Origin of the sequence: Prevotella melaninogenica, assembly GCF_018128065.1 — a bacterium.
Taxonomy (GTDB): domain Bacteria; phylum Bacteroidota; class Bacteroidia; order Bacteroidales; family Bacteroidaceae; genus Prevotella.
On the sequence record NZ_CP072359.1, the window covers coordinates 763,183 to 783,809 of the forward strand.

General features: G+C 39.0%; 20 protein-coding genes and 1 pseudogene. 16 read left to right on the plus strand and 5 right to left on the minus strand.

The features are described from left to right. The first annotated feature begins 36 nt into the window (after positions 1-36). On the plus strand, positions 37-363 hold the full coding sequence (locus J5A56_RS13400) for a hypothetical protein (RefSeq protein ID WP_249112006.1): 327 nt from the start codon (positions 37-39) through the stop codon (positions 361-363). Between the two features lie 82 nt (positions 364-445). On the opposite strand, the gene J5A56_RS03105 is transcribed toward J5A56_RS13400, so the two are convergent. The 3 genes from J5A56_RS03105 to J5A56_RS03115 are packed head-to-tail and all read right to left on the minus strand — an operon-like array spanning position 446 to position 2,184. Continuing rightward, on the minus strand, positions 446-1,000 hold the full coding sequence (locus J5A56_RS03105; RefSeq protein ID WP_021672771.1) for a hypothetical protein: 555 nt from the start codon (positions 998-1,000) through the stop codon (positions 446-448). Then, positions 993-1,430 carry a hypothetical protein gene (locus tag J5A56_RS03110; RefSeq protein WP_021672772.1) on the minus strand — a complete coding sequence of 146 codons (438 nt, stop codon included), beginning with the start codon at positions 1,428-1,430 and terminating at the stop codon, positions 993-995. The genes J5A56_RS03105 and J5A56_RS03110 overlap by 8 nt, the downstream gene beginning before the upstream one ends. Continuing rightward, complete coding sequence (locus J5A56_RS03115) at positions 1,420-2,184, minus strand: TIGR04255 family protein (protein WP_021672773.1); 765 nt, start codon at positions 2,182-2,184, stop codon at positions 1,420-1,422. The genes J5A56_RS03110 and J5A56_RS03115 overlap by 11 nt, the downstream gene beginning before the upstream one ends. Before the next feature lie 233 nt (positions 2,185-2,417). On the opposite strand from J5A56_RS03115, the gene J5A56_RS03120 reads away from it, so the two are divergent. The 12 genes from J5A56_RS03120 to J5A56_RS03170 all read left to right on the plus strand — a co-directional run bounded on the left by J5A56_RS03120 (position 2,418) and on the right by J5A56_RS03170 (position 16,058). After that, positions 2,418-2,585 carry a hypothetical protein gene (locus tag J5A56_RS03120; RefSeq protein WP_211815438.1) on the plus strand — a complete coding sequence of 56 codons (168 nt, stop codon included), beginning with the start codon at positions 2,418-2,420 and terminating at the stop codon, positions 2,583-2,585. Positions 2,586-5,871: 3,286 nt separating this feature from the next. Continuing rightward, positions 5,872-8,349: an alpha-amylase family glycosyl hydrolase gene (locus J5A56_RS03125; RefSeq protein ID WP_021671751.1), complete on the plus strand. Its 2,478-nt coding sequence runs from the start codon at positions 5,872-5,874 to the stop codon at positions 8,347-8,349. Between the two features lie 4 nt (positions 8,350-8,353). Beyond that, positions 8,354-8,536, plus strand: coding sequence for a hypothetical protein (locus tag J5A56_RS03130; protein WP_021671752.1), 183 nt, complete (start codon positions 8,354-8,356; stop codon positions 8,534-8,536). 515 nt (positions 8,537-9,051) lie between these two features. Next, positions 9,052-9,261: a hypothetical protein gene (locus J5A56_RS13405; protein ID WP_231370810.1), complete on the plus strand. Its 210-nt coding sequence runs from the start codon at positions 9,052-9,054 to the stop codon at positions 9,259-9,261. Next, positions 9,234-9,659, plus strand: a complete 426-nt coding sequence (locus J5A56_RS03135; protein ID WP_155945340.1) for a hypothetical protein — start codon at positions 9,234-9,236, stop codon at positions 9,657-9,659. Before J5A56_RS13405 ends, J5A56_RS03135 begins: the two co-directional genes overlap by 28 nt. Before the next feature lie 322 nt (positions 9,660-9,981). Continuing rightward, a complete protein-coding gene (locus tag J5A56_RS03140; RefSeq protein WP_036919710.1) occupies positions 9,982-10,215 on the plus strand; it encodes a helix-turn-helix domain-containing protein in 234 nt (77 codons plus the stop codon). Next, on the plus strand, positions 10,212-10,364 hold the full coding sequence (locus J5A56_RS03145) for a hypothetical protein (protein WP_021671756.1): 153 nt from the start codon (positions 10,212-10,214) through the stop codon (positions 10,362-10,364). Before J5A56_RS03140 ends, J5A56_RS03145 begins: the two co-directional genes overlap by 4 nt. A 14-nt stretch (positions 10,365-10,378) precedes the next feature. Further along, positions 10,379-11,428 carry a DNA cytosine methyltransferase gene (locus J5A56_RS03150; RefSeq protein WP_021671757.1) on the plus strand — a complete coding sequence of 350 codons (1,050 nt, stop codon included), beginning with the start codon at positions 10,379-10,381 and terminating at the stop codon, positions 11,426-11,428. Continuing rightward, on the plus strand, positions 11,410-12,897 hold the full coding sequence (locus J5A56_RS03155) for a protein NO VEIN domain-containing protein (protein WP_021671758.1): 1,488 nt from the start codon (positions 11,410-11,412) through the stop codon (positions 12,895-12,897). Before J5A56_RS03150 ends, J5A56_RS03155 begins: the two co-directional genes overlap by 19 nt. Continuing rightward, the gene (gene dcm, locus J5A56_RS03160) at positions 12,885-14,267 is read left to right on the plus strand and encodes a DNA (cytosine-5-)-methyltransferase (RefSeq protein WP_021671759.1); all 1,383 of its coding nucleotides are present in this window, start codon (positions 12,885-12,887) and stop codon (positions 14,265-14,267) included. The genes J5A56_RS03155 and dcm overlap by 13 nt, the downstream gene beginning before the upstream one ends. A 27-nt stretch (positions 14,268-14,294) precedes the next feature. Next, a complete protein-coding gene (locus tag J5A56_RS03165) occupies positions 14,295-15,029 on the plus strand; it encodes an NERD domain-containing protein (RefSeq protein WP_021671760.1) in 735 nt (244 codons plus the stop codon). 75 nt (positions 15,030-15,104) lie between these two features. Continuing rightward, complete coding sequence (locus J5A56_RS03170) at positions 15,105-16,058, plus strand: hypothetical protein (protein ID WP_155945341.1); 954 nt, start codon at positions 15,105-15,107, stop codon at positions 16,056-16,058. Between the two features lie 496 nt (positions 16,059-16,554). On the opposite strand, the gene J5A56_RS03175 is transcribed toward J5A56_RS03170, so the two are convergent. Further along, positions 16,555-16,893 (minus strand): hypothetical protein, encoded by a 339-nt coding sequence (locus J5A56_RS03175; protein WP_155945342.1) that lies wholly within the window; start codon positions 16,891-16,893, stop codon positions 16,555-16,557. A gap of 203 nt (positions 16,894-17,096) precedes the next feature. Further along, positions 17,097-17,364 (minus strand): annotated as a pseudogene (locus tag J5A56_RS03180) (IS4 family transposase); the annotation flags it as partial. Between the two features lie 581 nt (positions 17,365-17,945). On the opposite strand from J5A56_RS03180, the gene J5A56_RS03185 reads away from it, so the two are divergent. The 3 genes from J5A56_RS03185 (at position 17,946) to J5A56_RS03195 (ending at position 20,019) form a co-directional block, all read left to right on the plus strand. Beyond that, positions 17,946-18,431 carry a D-Ala-D-Ala carboxypeptidase family metallohydrolase gene (locus J5A56_RS03185; protein ID WP_021671765.1) on the plus strand — a complete coding sequence of 162 codons (486 nt, stop codon included), beginning with the start codon at positions 17,946-17,948 and terminating at the stop codon, positions 18,429-18,431. 618 nt (positions 18,432-19,049) lie between these two features. Beyond that, complete coding sequence (locus J5A56_RS03190) at positions 19,050-19,571, plus strand: HU family DNA-binding protein (protein ID WP_021671766.1); 522 nt, start codon at positions 19,050-19,052, stop codon at positions 19,569-19,571. A gap of 355 nt (positions 19,572-19,926) precedes the next feature. Beyond that, complete coding sequence (locus tag J5A56_RS03195; RefSeq protein ID WP_155945343.1) at positions 19,927-20,019, plus strand: smalltalk protein; 93 nt, start codon at positions 19,927-19,929, stop codon at positions 20,017-20,019. The last annotated feature ends 608 nt before the right edge of the window (positions 20,020-20,627 follow it).

Genomic DNA, 20,627 nt, shown 5'->3' on the forward strand with positions numbered 1-20,627 from the left:
CTGTAACTTTATAGATGTAAAAAGACAATAAAGTTTATGCTGATAACCAACTTGATTAGTCGATATATGAAGCTCTGCAAAGCAGCATTTAGTACTGGAGATGGAGCAAAGTTAAACAAAAGTATTCAAACAAACGTCATGGAAATGCTTTTTCTTTTGATGGTCATCCCAAGGGTTTGTCAGGCACGCGACAAGAGAAAACTTGAGTTTGCTTTCAACTCTTCATTCACAGCACTCAATGTGGCGAAAATTATGTGCAAGAAACTTGGTACGTCCATCGGTCGCCTTAAAGCGAAGATGATTAATGCCTATTACGCGCAACGAATTATTGACCTGTCGAGAAAAGTCCGAACATGCCATTAAATAAAGAAAGGATAAATGATATATTTAGTTTCGCTGCTGATGCAGCATAATATTTAACGGACTATTGATAATAATAACCGTTTTAAAAAGGGTTAGTCAGGCTACTTGGTAAACCAACACGCATAAAGAAGCGTGCAAAAGCTTGAGATAAATGCTCTTTATAGGGAGAGATTAGACGAATGACATAGCCACGTTTAGCAATAGTACTTTTCAAAGTTTTTTGTGAAATAGTAAATGCATTACTAAAATCAATCACAGGATAATCCCCAAGTCCCTTTTCTATATCTTTATCGAGAATATGGTAACTAGGCATAACACCAGTAGCTAGATGCTTGAAGAGACTTTTCTTTTCCTTTGTACTCATAGACCTTTCGAGGAATTCTGAACGTTTGGAAATAACTTCAGATATATATGTCCAAGGAGCTACAAATATCTTATCTACCTTATTGTTTGCAATGTCACACGATTGTGTCACAATTACGACATTATATTCTACAACCTTTGCATGTATCTCCTCATTAATACCATCACTTAGTACATCATAATATGGACAATCAAACAAAATGTCTCCTTGTTCTATTGCCATACCTTCACTATACTCTATTTTTTCATACCAAGAAGTGTCATCTTTATTCATAATCGAAATCTTCAAAAAGTTCATCAGTCAAACTAATGTAGCCTTTGTCACGGCTAATGATTTTCATTTTTGCATCTCTAGCCATTCCTTCAGAATGTGCAAAATAAAGTATTGCTTCTACATCATCATATTCCTCATCATCAACAACATTGACAAACGTGTCCTCGATAGGTGTAACTGAAGAAAAAGAAGACTTAACTATGAAATTTTCATTAAAAGAAGATAAGCTTACAGATGATGTTGACCTCTCATCTACATAGCAAATAGAATTTGCTCCAGCTACACCAACTGAAGACATTAATGCAGTAAGCACTAACGTACGTACTACTTTCTGAAGCCCATCAACGTGTGTCAGCCCATGATTTTTTTTGCTCTCATGAAAGACCACCGAAGTGCGAAGATCAGTCTTGAAATAATCGTTATTGTTCATCCTTCTTTCCCTTTTTTACTTTGAATGATTCATAAAGTGATCCTCTCGTGATATTCTTAAAGAAATTGCTTAGGAAAACGTGAGAATTATCAAGAATACCCAAGAATCTCTCTTTATCATCTGTTTCTAAAAGCATATTTGCTTTAATTGTATTTTGGATACTGCTCTCCAGTATAAAGCCATCTCTACGACCATCTTTTTGCCCACGGTTCAATGCAAATCTGAAAATGCCAGCATCTTTCTGCTCCTCACATGAGAAACCTAAACCCTGAGGATGGTCAATATAATCAGCATTGATGTTGAGATGGAAATATCGTTTAACAAAATCCATTGTGTCGTCAGCCGGATCTTTATCGAAAAAATCTAGATAACGCAGTTGCATAGTAAGCGTTGTGTTATCATTAAAATGATATAACTGCGCAAACTTGTCTATAACATTTATTATCTGAGGCTTGAATAAATCCCAATCATACTGATTACCTGCATAATTAACACTAACTACTCCTGGCCCTGTCTGATATAGAAGATTTTTATTCTCTTTATTCTTAGACCGGTATACAACTTGCCCAAGCATAGCCTGAAGCGGGATGTTACCGATAGGCAGCAATGCAGAAGGTAATTCAAACTTATCGGTAAGAGCTGCAGAAAGAGTGCCAACCACAATCTGATATTTTTGCAAGTCAACAGAATTGTTTGCATTCCATCTAATTTCAAATATAACCTCTACAAGAGGGGCTTGTGGTAATATTGCCATATGTAATTATAATGTTAGTTCTATTAATATAACTGCAAAAGTAATGCTAAATTATGAAAGCATGATAGAAAAATAGATTTTTTCCTGAAATTTAATAAGATCCTTAATCCCGCAGCATAAATTCTTGTAAGAAATCCAAGTTCCTGAGAAATAAAGTTCTCAAAACACCTGGATATGTCAGAAATTTCACCTATCTTGGTGCTGCAGACATAACAAGTAAGCAAAAAACTGACATGGCAAAGATAGCAATTAAAAACGAGAATATCACTTCTTACGGTGGAATTTATCACATTATGGACGTTTTCTCAAAGTTGGGCTTTGAAAAACTTACCGAATCTGTATTGGGCAAACGTGGAAGTAGCGGCAAAGCATTCTGTTATGGAAATATCATAAACTCATGATAAGTCTCTGCGCACATTATTTATTATCTTACTAAGGCTCCGCACATATGGTGCGAAAGGCATATAACATTACAAGAATAGGAAAAACCTCAGCAAGCCTATGGTGAATGGTGCGACAAATAGGGAGAGAAAACTGAATAAAAAGCAATTGTGAGAGTCGACAAAATAGGAACATTCTTACTACTTATAGATTTAATAGGAGAAAAATAACAGTCGATAGCTGTGTTATAAATCAAAATTACCATGCTTTGAGAGCATAAAACGACAAAAAAGGAATATTCTTTATTGACTTAAGAAAGCAACATAATAAACTGAATATCAATAGAAAATAAATATTGATAAAAGTAAAGTGCGACAAAAAAGTGACAAGTTTTGGTACTTTTCGAACGTAAAAGAGAAAAAAAATATCCATAACTTCATTAATATCAATGCTTTATCGAACAAATAGAGTAGGGTAGTATCGAAAATAGCTTCCCTATTTGTCTCCGTTATCTTTAAGCGATAAAACAGCATTTTGTGAATGATTAAGAACGAAAAAGGGCTCAAGTGCGACAAAAAAGGAGGAAAAACTCTCACGTCAAAACACGTAAAAAGGATGTCGACAAAGTCATGAAAAGAAGAAAACTCAATGCGAATAACCTTCCTAAAATATGAACATAAAAACCGAAAAGTTTGAACAATGAAAAGAAGAAATAATCCTTCTAAATTCGATACGAATACCGACAAGCTGATAACAAAGAAAAACATACAAACGTCCTGACGCATCTCCGCACTTTAATCATTGAATACGAAGAAGTAAATAATAACCTCTAAGAAAATTAAAAAGCGATAATATACTGATACACAAATATATAAAAACATATTTGAAGATAATAAGAATCCTGTGTAACCGCCTAAAAAACAACCGAATAAAGCAAAGATCAACGGTAATAAAAATAAGAAAACGAAACAAAACCTACTGCCAACCCGACATGAATCTCACCAAAATTTCCTACCCGAAACCGCCGACTAAAAAACCACAAAACCATGAAACGGAAATGAAAACCCGACTCAAAACGCTCGTCCTCCAAGCCTACAGCAAAACAGAAAACGCCTGCACCGTTCCTAAAACGTATGTGCGACAAAAAGGGAGGTTGCGCCCAAAAGCTTTGTTTAAAGTCTTCTTCCCCCACCGAAAAAATATATATTTTCTTAAAACAAAACACATCTTCTTAACTTAGAATATCGTTATGTAATCATTATTAGATATTAGTAGAGGACTTTCAACTTATTGTTCTTTAAGTAGTTACAAGGTTAATCGGCGACACTTTAGGAAGTTTGTGACGACAGATAGGGAAGAATGGTGCGACTAATTAGTAAGGATGGTGCGACACTTTAGTAGCTAAAAGGGTGGGGTAGTCGACAACTTAGGAGGTTAGGTGCGACGAATAGGGAAGGAGTAAGCTATGTTTATGAATAATTCATACAAAAAGGTGTTATATAAGACAAAATAACGAGCGTTTCTATGATTGATAAAGCTAAAGCTTAATAAAAGTATGATGTATTGTCGTTGTTTTCTAAATGGTCTTAAATATCATAATACATTATATTATAGATTGTTATAACATTATGGTGAAAAGTGCGAGACAAAAAGGGAAGATTTTGTGTACTATGGTCTCTTGTATTTACCGACAAAATAGTAAGTTTTTGAAAATAATTTACATTAAGACGTGGTTTGAGGTCATGAAAGACATGATGAACAGCAGGTACAGAGACAGGGTAACAGATGAATAAAGGTATAGTAGGAGTGGGAAAGACATTCTGAACATAATGCAAAAAGAAAGAAGATAGAAAGTACAAGAAATAATTAATCATTTTATCCTCTCACAGATGCCACAGATATACAGATTGCTTATGCTCACAGAAACCTAAAGGTTAGAGATAGCACAGAACGTTATTGCAATGAAAGAGAAAAAGACAGAAGCACAAAAGGACCAGATGATAGAAAGTACAAGAAATAATTAATCATTTTATCTTCTCACAGATGCCACAGATATACAGATTGCTTATGCTCACAGAGACCTAAAGGTTAGAGATAGCACAGAACGTTATTGCAATGAAAGAGAAAAAGACAGAAGCACAAAAGGACCAGATGATAGAAAGAACAAGAAATAATTAATCATTTTATCCTCTCACAGATGCCACAGATATACAGATTGCTTATGCTCACAGAGACCTAAAGGTCGGAGATAGCACAGAACGTTATTGCAATGAAAGAGAGAAAGACAGAAGCACAAAAGGACCAGACGATAGAAAGTACAAGAAATAATTAATCATTTTATCTTCTCACAGATGCCACAGATATACAGATTGCTTATGCTCACAGAAACCTAAAGGTTAGAGATAGCACAGAACGTTATTGCAATGAAAGAGTAAAAGACGGAAGCACAAAAGGAACAGAAGATAGAAAGTACAAGAAATAATTAATCATTTTATCTTCTCACAGATGCCACAGATATACAGATTGCTTACGCTCACAGAGACCTAAAGGTTAGAGGTTGCACAGAACGTTATTGCAATGAAAGAGAAAAAACGGAAGGTATAAAAGGATATTAAAGCTCAAAATTAAAACCTCAAAGTTCTATGTTCAAAGTTCTTCGTGTTGTAAATAAAATTCAAAGATTGTGAATTAAAAGGGCATGAAATGGCTTGCAATTAACGCCCAATTGACTTGCAACAGATGCCCTTTTGAGCTCTTACTAACGCCCTTTTGAAGTCTAACTAAGCACCTTTTCTTGCATGACTTTATAACTAATTGATTTACTGTTGGTTGCAACCTTGCTTTTTATATGTGTTTTTGCCTTAACTTATATATGTTTTCTTTGAAATTATGTAATGATTTTTCAAAAACTTATTTGTGATTACTATTGGGTTCATCCGTGATTTGGAGTGATAAAGTAAGCTTATTATGTTTTCTCACAGAGTACACTTCCTAAAGGTTAATGCTCAAATTATTCTCTCTCACAGATGAACAGATACGATGCAGCACAGAGAGCTAAAGGGCTACGAAACACACAGAGCTTTATTGCATTGACGTATAGATGAGGCATAGACTGGAAAAAAGCTAAAAGGATAGGAAGGTAAAAAGAGACAGAATGTATATGATAAACAGAGGGAATGACATGTGTTGTGCTTTCTTTGTCCTGCAAACGTTTGCGCAATATAAAGTATAGAATAACTTCATCGACTCGGAGTAATATGCTTTAAAACGTTATATTTGCAAATAAAACCTAATATATAATTAAAAATGAAACGATTACTTTTACTATTTTCATTCCTGCTGACGTTGCTGCAGGGATTTAGTCAGGGATGGCCTGCTAAGTATCAAGGAGTTATGCTACAAGCGTTCTATTGGGACTCTTACGAAGACAGCCAATGGACGAAACTGCAATCACAAGCCGATGTTATCAGCCAGAGTTTCAATTCTATCTGGGTACCACAGAGTGGTTTCTGTAACACCTTTGGTGATGGCAAGAGTATGGGCTATAACCCTGTATGGTGGTTCAAGCAGAACAGCTCTTTCGGTACGCAGGACGAACTTAAACAGATGATTGCCACATTTAATGCTAAAAATGTAGCCGTGATAGAGGACGTGGTGATAAATCATAAGAGCGGTAACACAGACTGGTGCGACTTCCCAGAAGAGGAATGGAATGGGAAGAAACTTAAATGGTCATTGGCTGATATCTGTCGAGATGACGAGGCTAAAGACAAGTTCCCAGTTTCTGGCAATTACGATACAGGCGACCATTTTGGTTATCGTGACTTAGATCATACGAGCGAGAATGTGCAGAAGAACGTAAAAACCTATCTGCAGTTTCTCAAGGAAGAAATGGGCTATAAGGGTTTCAGATACGATATGGTGAAGGGCTATGGTGCGGAGTTTATCAAGATATACAACGAAGATGCCAATCCGGAATTTTCTGTTGGAGAGTATTGGGACGCCGATTATAATAACGTGGTAGGCTGGATTAAGGGCACAGGATACACCTCAGCAGCCTTCGATTTCCCTTTGAAATATATCATTAACAACGCCTTCGGAAACGGTAATTGGGGTGCACTGACCAATAAGGGTGTGGCTGGCGACCCAAATATGAGTCGCTATGCGGTGACTTTTATTGACAATCACGATACTTATCGCAACGAAAACGGTGAGAAACTGCAGAACAATATTTTAGCTGCCAATGCTTTCATCTTGGCAATGCCGGGTACACCTTGCATCTTCCTTCCTCATTGGAAAGCCTATCAAACGGAGCTGCAGAAGATGATTGCTGCACGTAACGAGGCTGGTATCACCAATCAGAGTCGGATTGTTTCTGGCAAGTACTACGATGGTGGATATGTGACAATCGTGCAGGGTGAGAAGAGTAAGATTATGGTTATCAGTGGTTATCCACAGGGAGTTAACACTGAAGGCTACACACTCGTATCAGCAGGAACGGCAGAAAACCCAAACTATGCTTTCTATAAGGAAACGAATCCTACCAAGGATGTCACGGTTTATGTGGAAGCAAATGAGCAACCACTTTATCTCTATGCGTGGCAGGACGATAATAGTCCGCTCACTGATGGTTATCCGGGAAGTCTGTTGACACAGAAAAGAATGGTGGGTGATAAGGTTTTCTATTATATGACCTTCAAGACCGACCGACTCAACTTCCTGCTCAATAAAGGTGGCGATGCTACGAAGACAGGCGATATTAAAGGTATTACGAAGGATGTCTTCTATACCTACAGCAACAACAATGCTACGGATAACACCGCACAATATGAGAAAGAAGACGTAGCTGGAGAAGTTGATTTGCTCACCTTTAAGAACAACGAAACCGTAGCTTTCTTTGAGTCGCCTGCATCATGGAGCAAGGTTGCTTGCTGGGCATGGGATAGCCATTCAAATTATACAGGTGGAAGCTGGCCGGGACAGCAGTGTGAATACATCGGAAAGGCTGCCAATGGCAACAAAATATGGAAGTGGACCTGCAATGCTACGGGCGTACCTACAATGATTATGTTTAATAACGGAGTAGCCACAGGTACACAGAAAAGCAATGAATATGCCTTCACCAATGGCGGCTATTACACGATGACGGCAATGACCAGTACTGGCAGCAACACCGACAATATCTTTGAACGTGAATTTAAGGAGAATGTGAAGAGTACGCTCTGTCTGCCTTTCAACATCAGTCCGACAGAAGCTGCACAGCTCAATGGAAAGCTCTATCAGCTGACAGGTGCTGCAAACGGCATCTTTACCTTAAAATCGTGCAACTCAATCGAGGCTTTTAAGCCTTATGTCTTTATTGCCAACAGCACCGAGAAAAGCCTTCATCCTTTCCAAAATAAGGCACTCCTCTCTGGCAATGCCATTCCTGTAACGATAGGCGAATACAGCTTTGTGGGTACAATGAGCAAGGTAAAGAAGGTCTCAACAGTCGAAACATCCTATTATATCTATTCTGCAGCCAATGGTAGCTTTGTAAAGGCTAACAACGATGGTGGTGTCGTTATCCCTGCCTATCGCTGTTATTTCCAAACAAAATCAAATGCAATAGCACCTGCCAAGATGCAGATTGCCGATGAAACCACTGGCTTAAGTACACTCACCTTAGACAGTGATGACGACATCTATACCCTGAATGGTTTATGTCTTGGAAAGCGTTTCGCACAATCAAAACTCCCCATGGGTATATACATCTACAAAGGAAAAAAGATATTTATAAAATAATAAGATGATGAAAAAACAATACTTAAATCCTATAATCGATATTTATACGATAACGACTGAAAGCCTATTGGATAGTTTTTCAGAGAACACTATTACAGCTCCCGAAGCCCCTAACGACACAGAAGCTGGGGCAAAGGAATATAATTTCGACTTCTGGGAGAAAGAAGACGTATACGACAATTTATAACTTTTTAACTCCTATAGGACGTTAGAGCCTGAATCTCTTATTTGCTTGTCTTCATCTTGTTTGTCTTTCAACTTGACGTAGCCTGTTACACTTTTGTTACAAAGATAAACAATCTACTTGATAAGCAAGTAAGAGGTGTCAAATAAGAGGTGTCAAGTTCTAATATTAGACAGAATGACATCAAGACAAATAGCCTTTTCATTTTCTCACTGATGATATGGGGGTATTAGTGAGTTGATGAACAAACAAGTTGCTTAATACAATAGTCCGTTAAATATTATGCTGCATCAGCAGCGAAACTAAATATATCATTTACTAAAGTTTCCCACCCCTCTATTTCATGGCTATTTTAGCCAAATTGCTTTGTGAATGCCCATGAACGTGAGCCGTTAATACTTACTTAAAAAATGTTTACGGTAGGTAGAGTTGTTAAAACAGGTATAAGTGGTGGCATGATTGCTAAAAATGGAAAGTCATACAGAGCGACTCGGCAAGTAAATGCATGGAATAAGAAAATGGGAAGAAGATATGATTCACGTATAGTGCATCGAGAACCTGCAGCTCCTCGGCGAGGACTACATCAAGCAGATGAAGCGCGACCTAACGTCCCTGACCTTCCAAACCTCTATCCAGTGTCAGAGGATTGGAATTGCCAAGGACGGTTTCTATTCATCCATGCGCGAGGCGCACAAGTACGATGCCACGGACTACGACTATATCGATAAGAACTTCCCATTATCCCAAATCTCTCTCAACCCTTTACTCTCGACTCGCAGATGAACGCCACGGCTGGCAGGTGGAGGCTGTCTATCTCGGCAACCCGATGTGCCACAACGAGAAATATTTCCTCATCAACCAAGGCTTTGTGGGCAAGCTGCGACTCATGCTATTCTTCAACCGCTCCAACAACTCCGACCTTATTCTTGCCATCCATTCGGCAGGTGTCAGCCGAAGGCGCAACGGCTTCCGTAAGGACAAGTCAGGCGAAAAGCTCTCAGAGAGTGAAGAAGACTTCCTCGAACACCGCACCGACGGCTCCGACACTTTCGATACCCTCTATATCGGTTGCGAGAAGTTCCCCGTTCACAACATCGTGAACGTACCTGTTAGTGGTGTGATGTAGTCTAAAATCCCTCATAAACGAGGGTGTGTCAAAATGCAAATTAATAACTTGACATCTTTCAAACTATAAGTATTTTTTCTTAAAGCAAAGAAAAGACCATTTCTTTACTCAAAATCGAGTACAGAAATGGTCATTCTTTATTGGATTGTTTCAAACTGTAAGATTATCAAAATAGTATTTGCATTTTGACACACCCTCGTTTTTCTTATTATTTGCCCTCTATTTTATTCAAAAATGCACGTTTATGACAAATGGTTATCATAAAATGACCAAAGTATAAAAAAAGTGGTAACTTTGACGCATAGATAAAATCATAAATGACATGGCAAAGACTACGTGCAGAAACCGATTGCGTGTTTTTATGGCTGACAAATATTTAACCAATAGCGACTTGGCAACAAAGATGAATCTATCTGAGGTTACCATATCACGTTGGCGTTCAAACAGAATACAACCATCTGTGTTGCAGTTGGTAGAGTTGGCCGAAATATTAAAGGTCGATATTAAAGACCTTTTGGAGATAAACCATAATGAAGAAAATAGATTAGCTTTATGAGTGAAGAAAAACAGATGCTGCTTCAAGAGCAAATAAATAAAATTGAGGATGTAATCGCCACACTCAACCAACAATTTCAAGGAGAAGATTTGGATGACGAGACGAATTTCTTGACTATTGTTCGTGACAACCTCAAAGAAATTAAATAATAAAGAGAAACTGAATGAACAAGAAACATACATTCATTGACCTCTTTTCAGGATGTGGCGGTTTGTCGCTTGGATTTGAAATGGCAGGTTTTGAAAGTCTTATTGCCATAGACCATTGGCAAGATGCACTGAGGACCTACGCATATAATCGTCCTGGTGCGAAAACCTTGTGTGCAGACCTTTTGGCATTGACACCACAAGAAGTTGAAGAGGCGATACAAACGAATAATGTAGATGTCATTATCGGTGGACCTCCTTGTCAGGGTTTTTCTGTTGCAGGAAAAAGAATAATAGAGGACGAGCGAAACCAACTCTATAAAAGGTTTGTTGCAATGGTGGCTCATTTCCAGCCCAAGGCTTTTGTCATGGAAAATGTGCCTAACATATTGTCAATGGGAGAGGGTGTTATCAAAAAGGCAATCCTTGATGATTTTGAGGCATTGGGATACAATGTTCAATGCAAGGTGCTTACTGCCTCGAATTATGGCGTACCTCAAAATAGAAGAAGAGCTGTTTTCGTTGGCTTGAAAAATGGCGAGTTCGACTTTAATCTGCCAGAGGTAGAGCATAAGGTTACAACAGGTGAAGCATTGTCAGACTTGCCTGAATGCTCTATGACAGATGGCGACAAGTATGCGGTAGAGCCTCAGAACGATTATCAAAAATTTATCCGTGCAAACAGCAGTGGTGTTTTTAATCATGAGACTACCGAACACAACCAAAAGACAATAGACATTATCAACCTTGTTCCTGACGGCGGCAACTACAAAGACCTGCCCGAATCTTTACAGGGTATAAGAAAAGTTCATATCGCATGGACACGCTTAAACAGTAAAGCACCAAGTATAACCATTGATACAGGACACAGACATCACTTTCACTACAAATGGAATAGAGTTCCAACAGTTAGAGAGAGTGCAAGAATACAATCATTTCCAGACACGTTTGTGTTCACATGCAGTAAAACGAGCCAATACAAACAGGTCGGCAATGCCGTCCCCCCATTGATGGCGAACGCTATTGCTAAACATTTGAAAGAAACATTATGGCCAAGCAAGAAATAAAATACTATAATCTGCCAGACAAATACTGGCATAGAATCCATTTTGTACGACCACGCTTCAAAAGCAATATTGAGAATGTTCTTCTTTATATGGCTGGAGAATGTTGCCGCATTCCAGATTGTAGTTGTGAGGATTATAATAAGAAGTACTTGAATGCCATAAGGATGTTCCCTGGTAACATTGATATGGCAGAAAAGACTTTACATAATTGGCGAACAGAAATCCCAGCACTCTTTGGCTTCTATGTAGAAGACAAGGAGGCTGACATTACTCGTACATCCAAAATGGCAACGTTCTTGTACGAGAACCAAGACCTCACTCAGTTTTTCAGACTTTTCCTTATGTCATTTCAATTCCCTGGTGGGCACATGAAGCCACAGGACTTGAAGGACATTATCTATTTGAATATACGATTCAAACCAGCCAAGACCATCATTCAGGTATTATTGGCAGGTAATGAGCTGTTGAGTTCCGAAAACAGCGTAAAGGAGATGTCTTTGTCTGCCGAGGAAGCCACCTACTGCATATTTAACGATGTTCGAGTAACCAGTGGGCAGATTTCTCCTAAGCAAGTTGCCAAGACCATCCTTGACAACCGTAAGAATCAAATCAAATACTATAACCCAGCCGACCCACATACGAAGTCACTCACAGGTGCTTCACGCACAAAGGGTGATATGACAAGGTATGCTGGAGACATTCTTGATTACATGGAGCTTGCCGATTTGCTTACCAAAAATGGCAGCTACTTTTATCTGAAAGGCAATGAGCTCCAAGCTATTCAGGCCTTTGCCAAGGATAAAACTTGGTTTAAGGGATATGAATCTTTCTATGGTCAGAATGACCTCGACACCGCAAGTCTTTCAGCTGTAGAGCCAAATTGGTTTGCATACGTCAACGACTCCATGAAGCCAGATATGTTCAAGACCGACATCAGAAGTCTGCTGCAACAAGATGATGAAATAGATATTGTATTCGGTGAGAGAATACAGGATGTTGTCTCTGGCGATAGAACGACAAAGGACATAGGAAACCTTGGCGAAGCAATTATTTGTGGTCATGAAAAGATGCGTTTGAAAATCAATGGCTACGGCGAGCAATTCATTAAACTCGTCCAAATTGTTGACAGCCCATCATACCGTCCGGGCTTTGACATAGATAGCTTTGAGGGTGACGGAACCGAGGACCACCGCTATATTGAAGTAAAGACAACTGTGAGCAAACAGAAAATCCAGATGTACGGCTTCCACATGTCGCCAAACGAGTGGCGAGTTGCCAATACAATCAAAGAGCATTACTGTGTCTATCGCTTGATGCTTAGTGCGCATAGCAAGGTACTGATTGTTCTCAGGAACCCAGTTGCTTTATACAAGACAGATAAGATTGAAGCGATGCCACGTGATGGTATGGAAGTTTCTTTCGACTCAAACATGTTTGAACCAACAGAAATTTTAGCATGGAAAAGATAAAAGTAGCCTCGCTGTTTTGTGGATGTGGTGGCATGGACTTAGGCGTGTTGGGCGGTTTCTCTTATCTTGGAAAAGAGTATAAGAAGAATCCGTTTGAAATTGTCTACTCTGTTGACAACGACAATTACTGTACTCAAATATATAATGCCAACTTTGAACATAAGTGCATCGTTAAAGATGTACGCGATATTGACATCAACGAGATACCAGACTTCGATATGCTTATTGGCGGTTTTCCTTGTCAGTCATTTTCTATTTCTGCACAAAATCCGCCACGCTTGGGATATAAGGATGAAAGGGGAATGCTCTTCTTTGAGATGGTAAAAATCTTAAAGGAGCGTCAACCTCGTTTCTTTATTGCAGAGAATGTCAAGGGATTACTCTCTGCTAATAAAGGACAAGCCTTCCCTATGATTATGAGCGAGTTTAAGGCAGCTGGCTATACCGTTGTACATAAACTGCTCAATGCTTCGGAATATGGCGTTCCTCAAAAACGAGAGCGTGTCATCATCATTGGTTTTCGGGATTTTGAAGACTACCATAAATTTTCCTATCCAGCAAAAGTCAAACAGGCAGACAGAAAGGTTTTGCGTGATGTCATTTCGCAAGAATCCGACACCGACGAATCATTATTCTTCAGTGAAAAGGCTGTTGCTGGCATGATGGCTGTTCGTCAAAAGATGAACAAAGGACGAGCCATGCAACTTGATGAGCCGTGTAATACGATAAGTGCACACCTTGCAAAAGTAAGCCTAAACAGCACAGACCCCGTCTATATGGTTGGTGAGCGTTACAGAAGATTCTCTTCTCGTGAGGCGGCACGTATACAGTCGTTCCCCGACACTTTCCTGTTTGATTCTGTGTCACAGATAAGACAATACAAGGCAATCGGTAATGCAGTGCCACCAGTTATGATGTGGCACATAGCCCATACTCTTGTTAAATGTGTTTCAAAGCAAGCCCCCTTACCTTTAGTTCACAAATACCAAAGTTTAGAAGAGGAAGAAACAAATGGAGAATGGATTCAATTGTCCCTCTTTGAGCCGAAAGCTCTATACTTCTCAAAGCATAATCGAGGCACTTTGATTGCATATTGTAGCAAGGCCGAAAACAAAAATATCTTCAGGTACATGCAGTTCAAATATGGAATTAGCGATTCTGACATAGAAGAGCATCCTGAATTGCTCAGTATTAGTCGCTTGGTTTTGCACGACAAGGAGCGAGTTATCGGCTACTATATTGTAGAGTCTGTTGGACTTGACAAAGCAAAAGGCACAAAGAGCAAGAAACCGTCTTTGGTGTATATGTTAGAAGGGACAAATGAGCCTATTCCACATATTAGTAGTACAGACATAAACCTTGTGATATAAAACAGATAGTACACCCTCTGTAACAATATGATAATAGTTACACTCATACCACTGCTAATTTTCTTCGCAATCCTTTACCTTCGTTTCAACAAAGGTAAGATTGCAGAGAAAATGGTGCATCATAAGCTAATGCAACTACCTGAAGAGTATCATGTCATAGACAATGTTCTCTTCATGAGCAATGGTAGGTCAACACAAATTGATCATATTGTGGTATCACCCTATGCCGTGTTTGTAATTGAGACCAAAGGCTATAAAGGTTGGATTTTCGGTGGGGAGAGCACCGAATATTGGACGCAAAGCATATACGGACACAAGTCAGCCTTTTACAGCCCACTTCTGCAAAATGATGGGCATATTCGTTTCTTGAAGTTCATGCTGAAGGATTTAGGCAATATTCCATTTGTGCCTATCGTTGTATTCAATAACGAGGCAGACCTCAAAGTCAATGTCAACAACCACATTGTGGTTAACCGATATTATTTGAAAGATACCTTCTTACAATATAAAGACACTGTAATTAGTCAGGAACTCAAAACGAAAATCATCAGCCGTATTGAAGCGAGCAGTTGGACACAAGAGAAAGGAGCTATACGTGAACACAAGTACAACGCAAAAAGCAAGCGATATGACACCCGAAATAAGATTCAACATGGTGTATGCCCAAGATGCGGAGGTATGCTTGTTGAACGACGTGGAAAATATGGTCGTTTCTATGGATGCTCAAACTATCCCAAATGTACATTCACTTTAAACAAGTAAGAGTTATTTCTATAACAAAATTTCTCTTTTACATCTGAAACAATGGCGAAAAATCAGAAACCAAAGAAATTACTATTGAAGATTCCTGTTTATCTTTCTGAGATGAAAGAGTATGATACAGGAACACTTTTTGACTTGAAAGAGCAAGATATTATTGATAAACTCAAAAGAGATATCAATACATATAACGAGCAGAACTCTAATCTTTGTCAGTTTGGAAAGAAAGGAAAGAGTGAATCTGTTTCTGTTGCAGAAATACAAGCAGAGGACATAAAGTTTGGAGAAGACCATGCTCTTTTGTTGCGTGTTTCTACGGAAAGAACTAATTTGTGTGGCGGTTTTCTTCGCCATGACAACGATAAAGAGAATCCTACACATGTTGACTATGCAGATAAACTTACAATTTCTACAAACATAGTTTTACTCTATCCCAGAATAGTTTTTCCTAAAGATAGGACAACAAAAGGGCATTGGTTCTTGTATGTCTTCATATACGAAGACCCGTCAAAGTTAAATCTTGATATGAGTCAGCTGGCACGTAATATGCTCAAAACTGTTTTTGATGCCCCAATTCGCAATATAAAGGAAGATAAATTCAAAGAAGAGATTAGAACTGCTCAAAAACTTGTTCGTATAGAAATACTCCTTTCAAATTTTGAAGACGGAACTGATGTTACTCTGCCGCCTAAACTCGCATCTTACACTTATAGTGCGAAGAATAGAAAAGAAACCACTATAAGTTTAGAGAATGTGGCTTCATCTGACGCTGAAGATTTGATTACAGATAATTCTTTTGATGGATATGCACAAAGAATTTTTCGTATCTTTGCCACTGATAAACGAAAATTGACAGCGAAAATAACAGAACGAGTAAAAGATGCGAAGGTATCTTTAGAGCAAGCCTTTGAGGATAGCTTTAATTTCGAGTTGGAGGTAGAAGAAAATGATATTGTAAATCATAAATTATTCGAAACCGAGACCATCAAAGCCAATATAGAATGTCTATTGAAGGACTTATTCTGCAACTAACATTTTCGAAAGATTCGTTAATTGTTATCCTTACTTGGGGTATAGCGATGTTGGGTATTTCTTTATCGTTGCTTACTCTAAGTGTGGCTTTTGTTGTGTCTGGTAAAACATCTAAAGATGACCTCAGAGAGCAGATTAAAAGCAAAGGTGTTTCTATTAGCAGTGGCTCTAAATATAAAAAAAGCAGCAATGCAACCATGTTAATGCAGTGGATTGCTAAATATAGCTTGCATTGGTTCTATGTAAATTTGTTCTTTTGCATAGTCCTTATAGCACAGATACTTTGCGAAATCAATTGTTTCAAGATATGGGTATCGCTATTAAGCGATGTATATATGCTTGTTTCTCTGATTTACATTTTTGTTATTAGCTGTCATTTGGTTAAATGGTATAAGCGAAACATAACTTAATCATTTAAGAAGTTCCCCCCATGGGGCAGGCTTTCGTGAATCGAACTTATAATCTCGAACATTCGGCTTCAACCCCTAACTTATACTTACAAGCAAGTCTTGGATTCACCATAGTGTGGCACCAAGGCTTGCTTTCTTTTTATCGGTAGTCGCTTTGCTATGGCGGACACCCTGTCGCCCAGTGGTTGGCCACTGCCCATTGTTGATATGTCCGAGGGAGGAGGAGTGAGCCTCCGTTGGGTCTTGAAGTGGTAAGTGTAATCAATCTCGTATGGTGGTTGGCGATTGCTATCAGTCGTGCTTGGTCTGGGGTTTCGACCGTGTGGCTTTTGCCGTGGTGATGACACGGAGCTATGCTTGTTCTTACGAGAGAGGGCAAGCAGAATTGATACGTGGGTTTGAATTTTGAGATAAGTCGTTTTCACGAGACATTACTTGCAGAGCACGCGTGGGGAGGCATTATTTTACTAAACTTTCCCACCCCTTGAAACACTGTTTTCTCTCATACACCTTTGCTTGTCGTCCTCCATATCCATTGAGTTTTAACACATGTATAATAGAAGTTAATCAGTCTGTCCACATACTTTATTCCATTTTTCAATGCTTCAGCCATTCCATGTTGAGTTTCATAACGCAGGGTAAAGTGTTTCATCAAGTGTCTCCAAATCCATCTGTGGGCGAATCATCATCCGATAGAAACAGTTCTTACCATGATTTGAAAGCTCATATATCTTATGTTTGCATATACTGTGAATTCTTTCATCCACAATGCGGAAGAGGCAAAGAGAAAGGATCAATTCCGAAGCCGAAGCTCCTTCCTGTTTCTCCAATGACAGCAGAGAAAACAGGTGACCGATGCCAAACTTGCCAGAAAGATGAAATAAATCATCACTCATTCGAGTTTTAACACTCAAAAGTTTGGATAACTCACTTGTTTTCTCTATTTTGCTTCCATAACAGTTTTGTTATTTTGTCTTTAAAATCAGTTGTTTAGTGATTACTAATTTACAAAAACAATTCGACAAACTATTTTTTCTATCTATTTTTGAACCTGCTCAATTTATTAATTAACGTGTAATCCTGTACCTTATTGGTTAGTTAACAGGTGAACGAGAGAATGGGTTGACTGTTGTATGCCCTCTTACTGGGGTCTTGTGTCTACATACGTTTATTATATATGGAATGTGTACATTCTGTCTTACAAATTCTGAGTTATAACCCAACAGCTGTTCCTTTGTTACTTTGTCTTCTCTTATCTCGTCTTCTCTTACCCAGTCTTTCCTTTACCCAGTCTTTACAAGTACCTTGTCAACTTGTCCACCCATCCACTTGTTAACTTGTCCACCCATCTACTTATATTACTACATATATCTTTCTTGCAATCGGCATTTTAGTGTTGTACCTTTGCATCGTCATCAGAAATAAAGGGATGACGAAAGGGAATTTTTATAAACCAAATAATCTATAATTAATGTGTATGATAAACGATAGTCATTCTGCTGAAATAGATTTTGAGGAGCGGCTCTCTCCTCATTTCACGGTGGGCGAGATGCTGCGTTCGGGGACGGCGGTGAGCATGTGTATTAAGAATGTGCCAGCGGTAGTTCCTGCAGAAGGTGAGAGCTCACGAGAGGAGGTGATGGAGAATCTTCGGGCACTTTGTAAAAGTGTTTTAGAGCCGCTCAGAAGGCGTGTAGGACGTGTGATAGTCGTTGGAGGTTATCGCTGTGAGGCACTCAATAAGGCTGTTCATGGGGCTGAACATTCGCAACATTTGCGGGGTGAGGCGGTTGATATTCATGTCACAGGACTGGAAATGTGTCGGAAATATGCGGCTGTCCTTGCCAAAACAAACTTCGATCAGATGATTCTTGAGCCGCAGGAGTCGGTAAAAAAGCGGTGGATTCATATCAGTTATAAGCGTGATGGGAAGAATAGACACCAGATTCTTGGGGATAAATAGGGTAGTGGCGAGGGTTGAAGTTTTCACTTTTTTGTCGCTGTGAGTGCGGAAAATGCTCTTTAAGTTATTGATAGTAAATATTTTAATTATTTACGTGAATATCTTTTCATATTTTTAGTTGTTTATATTTATGATGAAGTATGTTTTTACGTTTTTGTGTTTTCCAACTTTTACCTTTATATTTTTATACGTTTTTGCTCTTTTGTGTTTTTAGTTATTTGTTTGTTTATCTTTTTATCTGTTTACGTGTTCATTTATTTACTTGTTTACTCGTTTACATATTTTTACACTTTTTTGTCGCAGTATGTCTTTTAGGTAGTTGTCCCTCCCCCTTCTTTTTGTGTGGGGAGGGGGTGAGGACTGGCGAACGGCAAGGGCGATGAGGAGTGGGAAGAAGGGTCTTCAGTAATAGGTTTGCCACTTAGTTTAAAGGTAGTATCACACAGAGAAAAGCAGGACACGGAGGAGTAATAAAAATAAAGCGATGTAAGTCACGGAGGCACCGTCGTGCGTGGAGCCACGGAGAGGATTTGCCTCTGTCTTATTAGAGCATTGAGTTAAGATTTCATTTTTTTTATTTCAATAATTTCTTTGTTTCACTTTTTAATTTTTCAAGTTATGTCAATCAAATTTCGTATGTATCAGGACAATCGTAAGAACAGCAAGCGCAAGGGTTTTTGGTATGCCCGTGCGGTATCTCCAGACCTTGTTGGTGTTAAGGATCTCGCTCAGCGTATCAGTGAACGTTGTACTGTTACAGAGCCAGACATTCTGGCTGTTATCAGTGCGTTGGTGTTCGAGATGAACCAAGTCCTCAAGGATGGTAACCGTGTGAAGCTCGACGGATTGGGAACTTTCCGTGTAGGTATTCATTCTCAGGGGGTTGAGAAGGCTAAGGACTTCAATGCACAGCGAGACATCTATGGTGCGCACGTGCTCTTTGCGCCAACGGTGACCGTTGATGCCATGCATCGTCGTGTGAAGAACCTCATCAGCGGTCTGCGCATTCAGGAGGCTGTTCAGTATGATGCGCCAAAGGCTGCCGATAAGGCTAAGGACAAGGGCAAGAAGAAGGATAATAAGCCTTCAGCTGGTCCAGAGCCTGAAGCGAATACTCCGTCTACTGAGGCTCATGCATAGTCGTGCGTTTTGAACAGTGAGAGTAAGGGAGTGTCAATGTTGCACTCTCTGCTCTCCATTTAGTATTCACCTTTACCCTAAGTCGGTTTGGGCGCAATAGAATTCATTGTAATAATGTTTTACGAGCTATGGAGCGATTGGGGTAAGGTGAGTTCTATTAATTACCACCGAAATCAAATCATTAAATCATGGGTTACGTTTTGTCATCTATCGGACTCTCTTTGGCTCATATTGTCAGTTCGCGCAGTTGTTATGCTCGTATAACTTCTGCGTTCAATAGCACTTTGCCATCGAAGGTAGTCGCGAAGTATGACAAAGTTAGTTGATAGAACCCACTATAATTAATTTAGAACTTATGAATAAACCTATTTGGAAACATATTTTGCAGATTCTCGTAACCGTACTGACAGCATTGGCAACCAGCTTGGGAGTCAGTTCTTGTTTGTAAAACTCTCTCACAAACATCCGTCTTGTACTTAGACAATCATTGTTGGTCTCTTGTTTAGACTTGTTTAGGGAATGATACTTCTTTAACACACAGACACTTACGTCATAAGATGGCGACGAATAAGTAAGCTTCGTACGACTCCATGGGAGGTGTTCCCTGACGGAATGGTAGGTTCTGTGCGACAAAAAGGGAGTCTTTTTCCAGATTGTTCGACGGATAGGGAAGTACGGAGAGACGTATAAGGAAGGTTGTTGCCTTATCTTTCTCTTTTCTTTACAAATATTACTTGTTTGTGTTCTTTTTCTTTTGTTTTTATCGTTACTAATTTGTTGCCTACTTTATTTCGCTTGATTTTCTTTGTTTGTAATGTTGTGTAAATCAGTAGTTTGTAAGGCGTGGCGACAAATTAGTAACTTTCCTTGTTTGCAAATGATTGCTAAGCTGCGACAAATAAGTAGATTGCTGAAATAATTAAACTTTACACTTTTTTGTCGCCGAATTATATAAATATATATTCTTTTGTTTAAACAAAGGGTTTTTGTACGAGTTGACGGGTTAACGAGTTGACAAGTGAACAAGTTGCTTGTAGGCAGGGTAATTAAAGACAA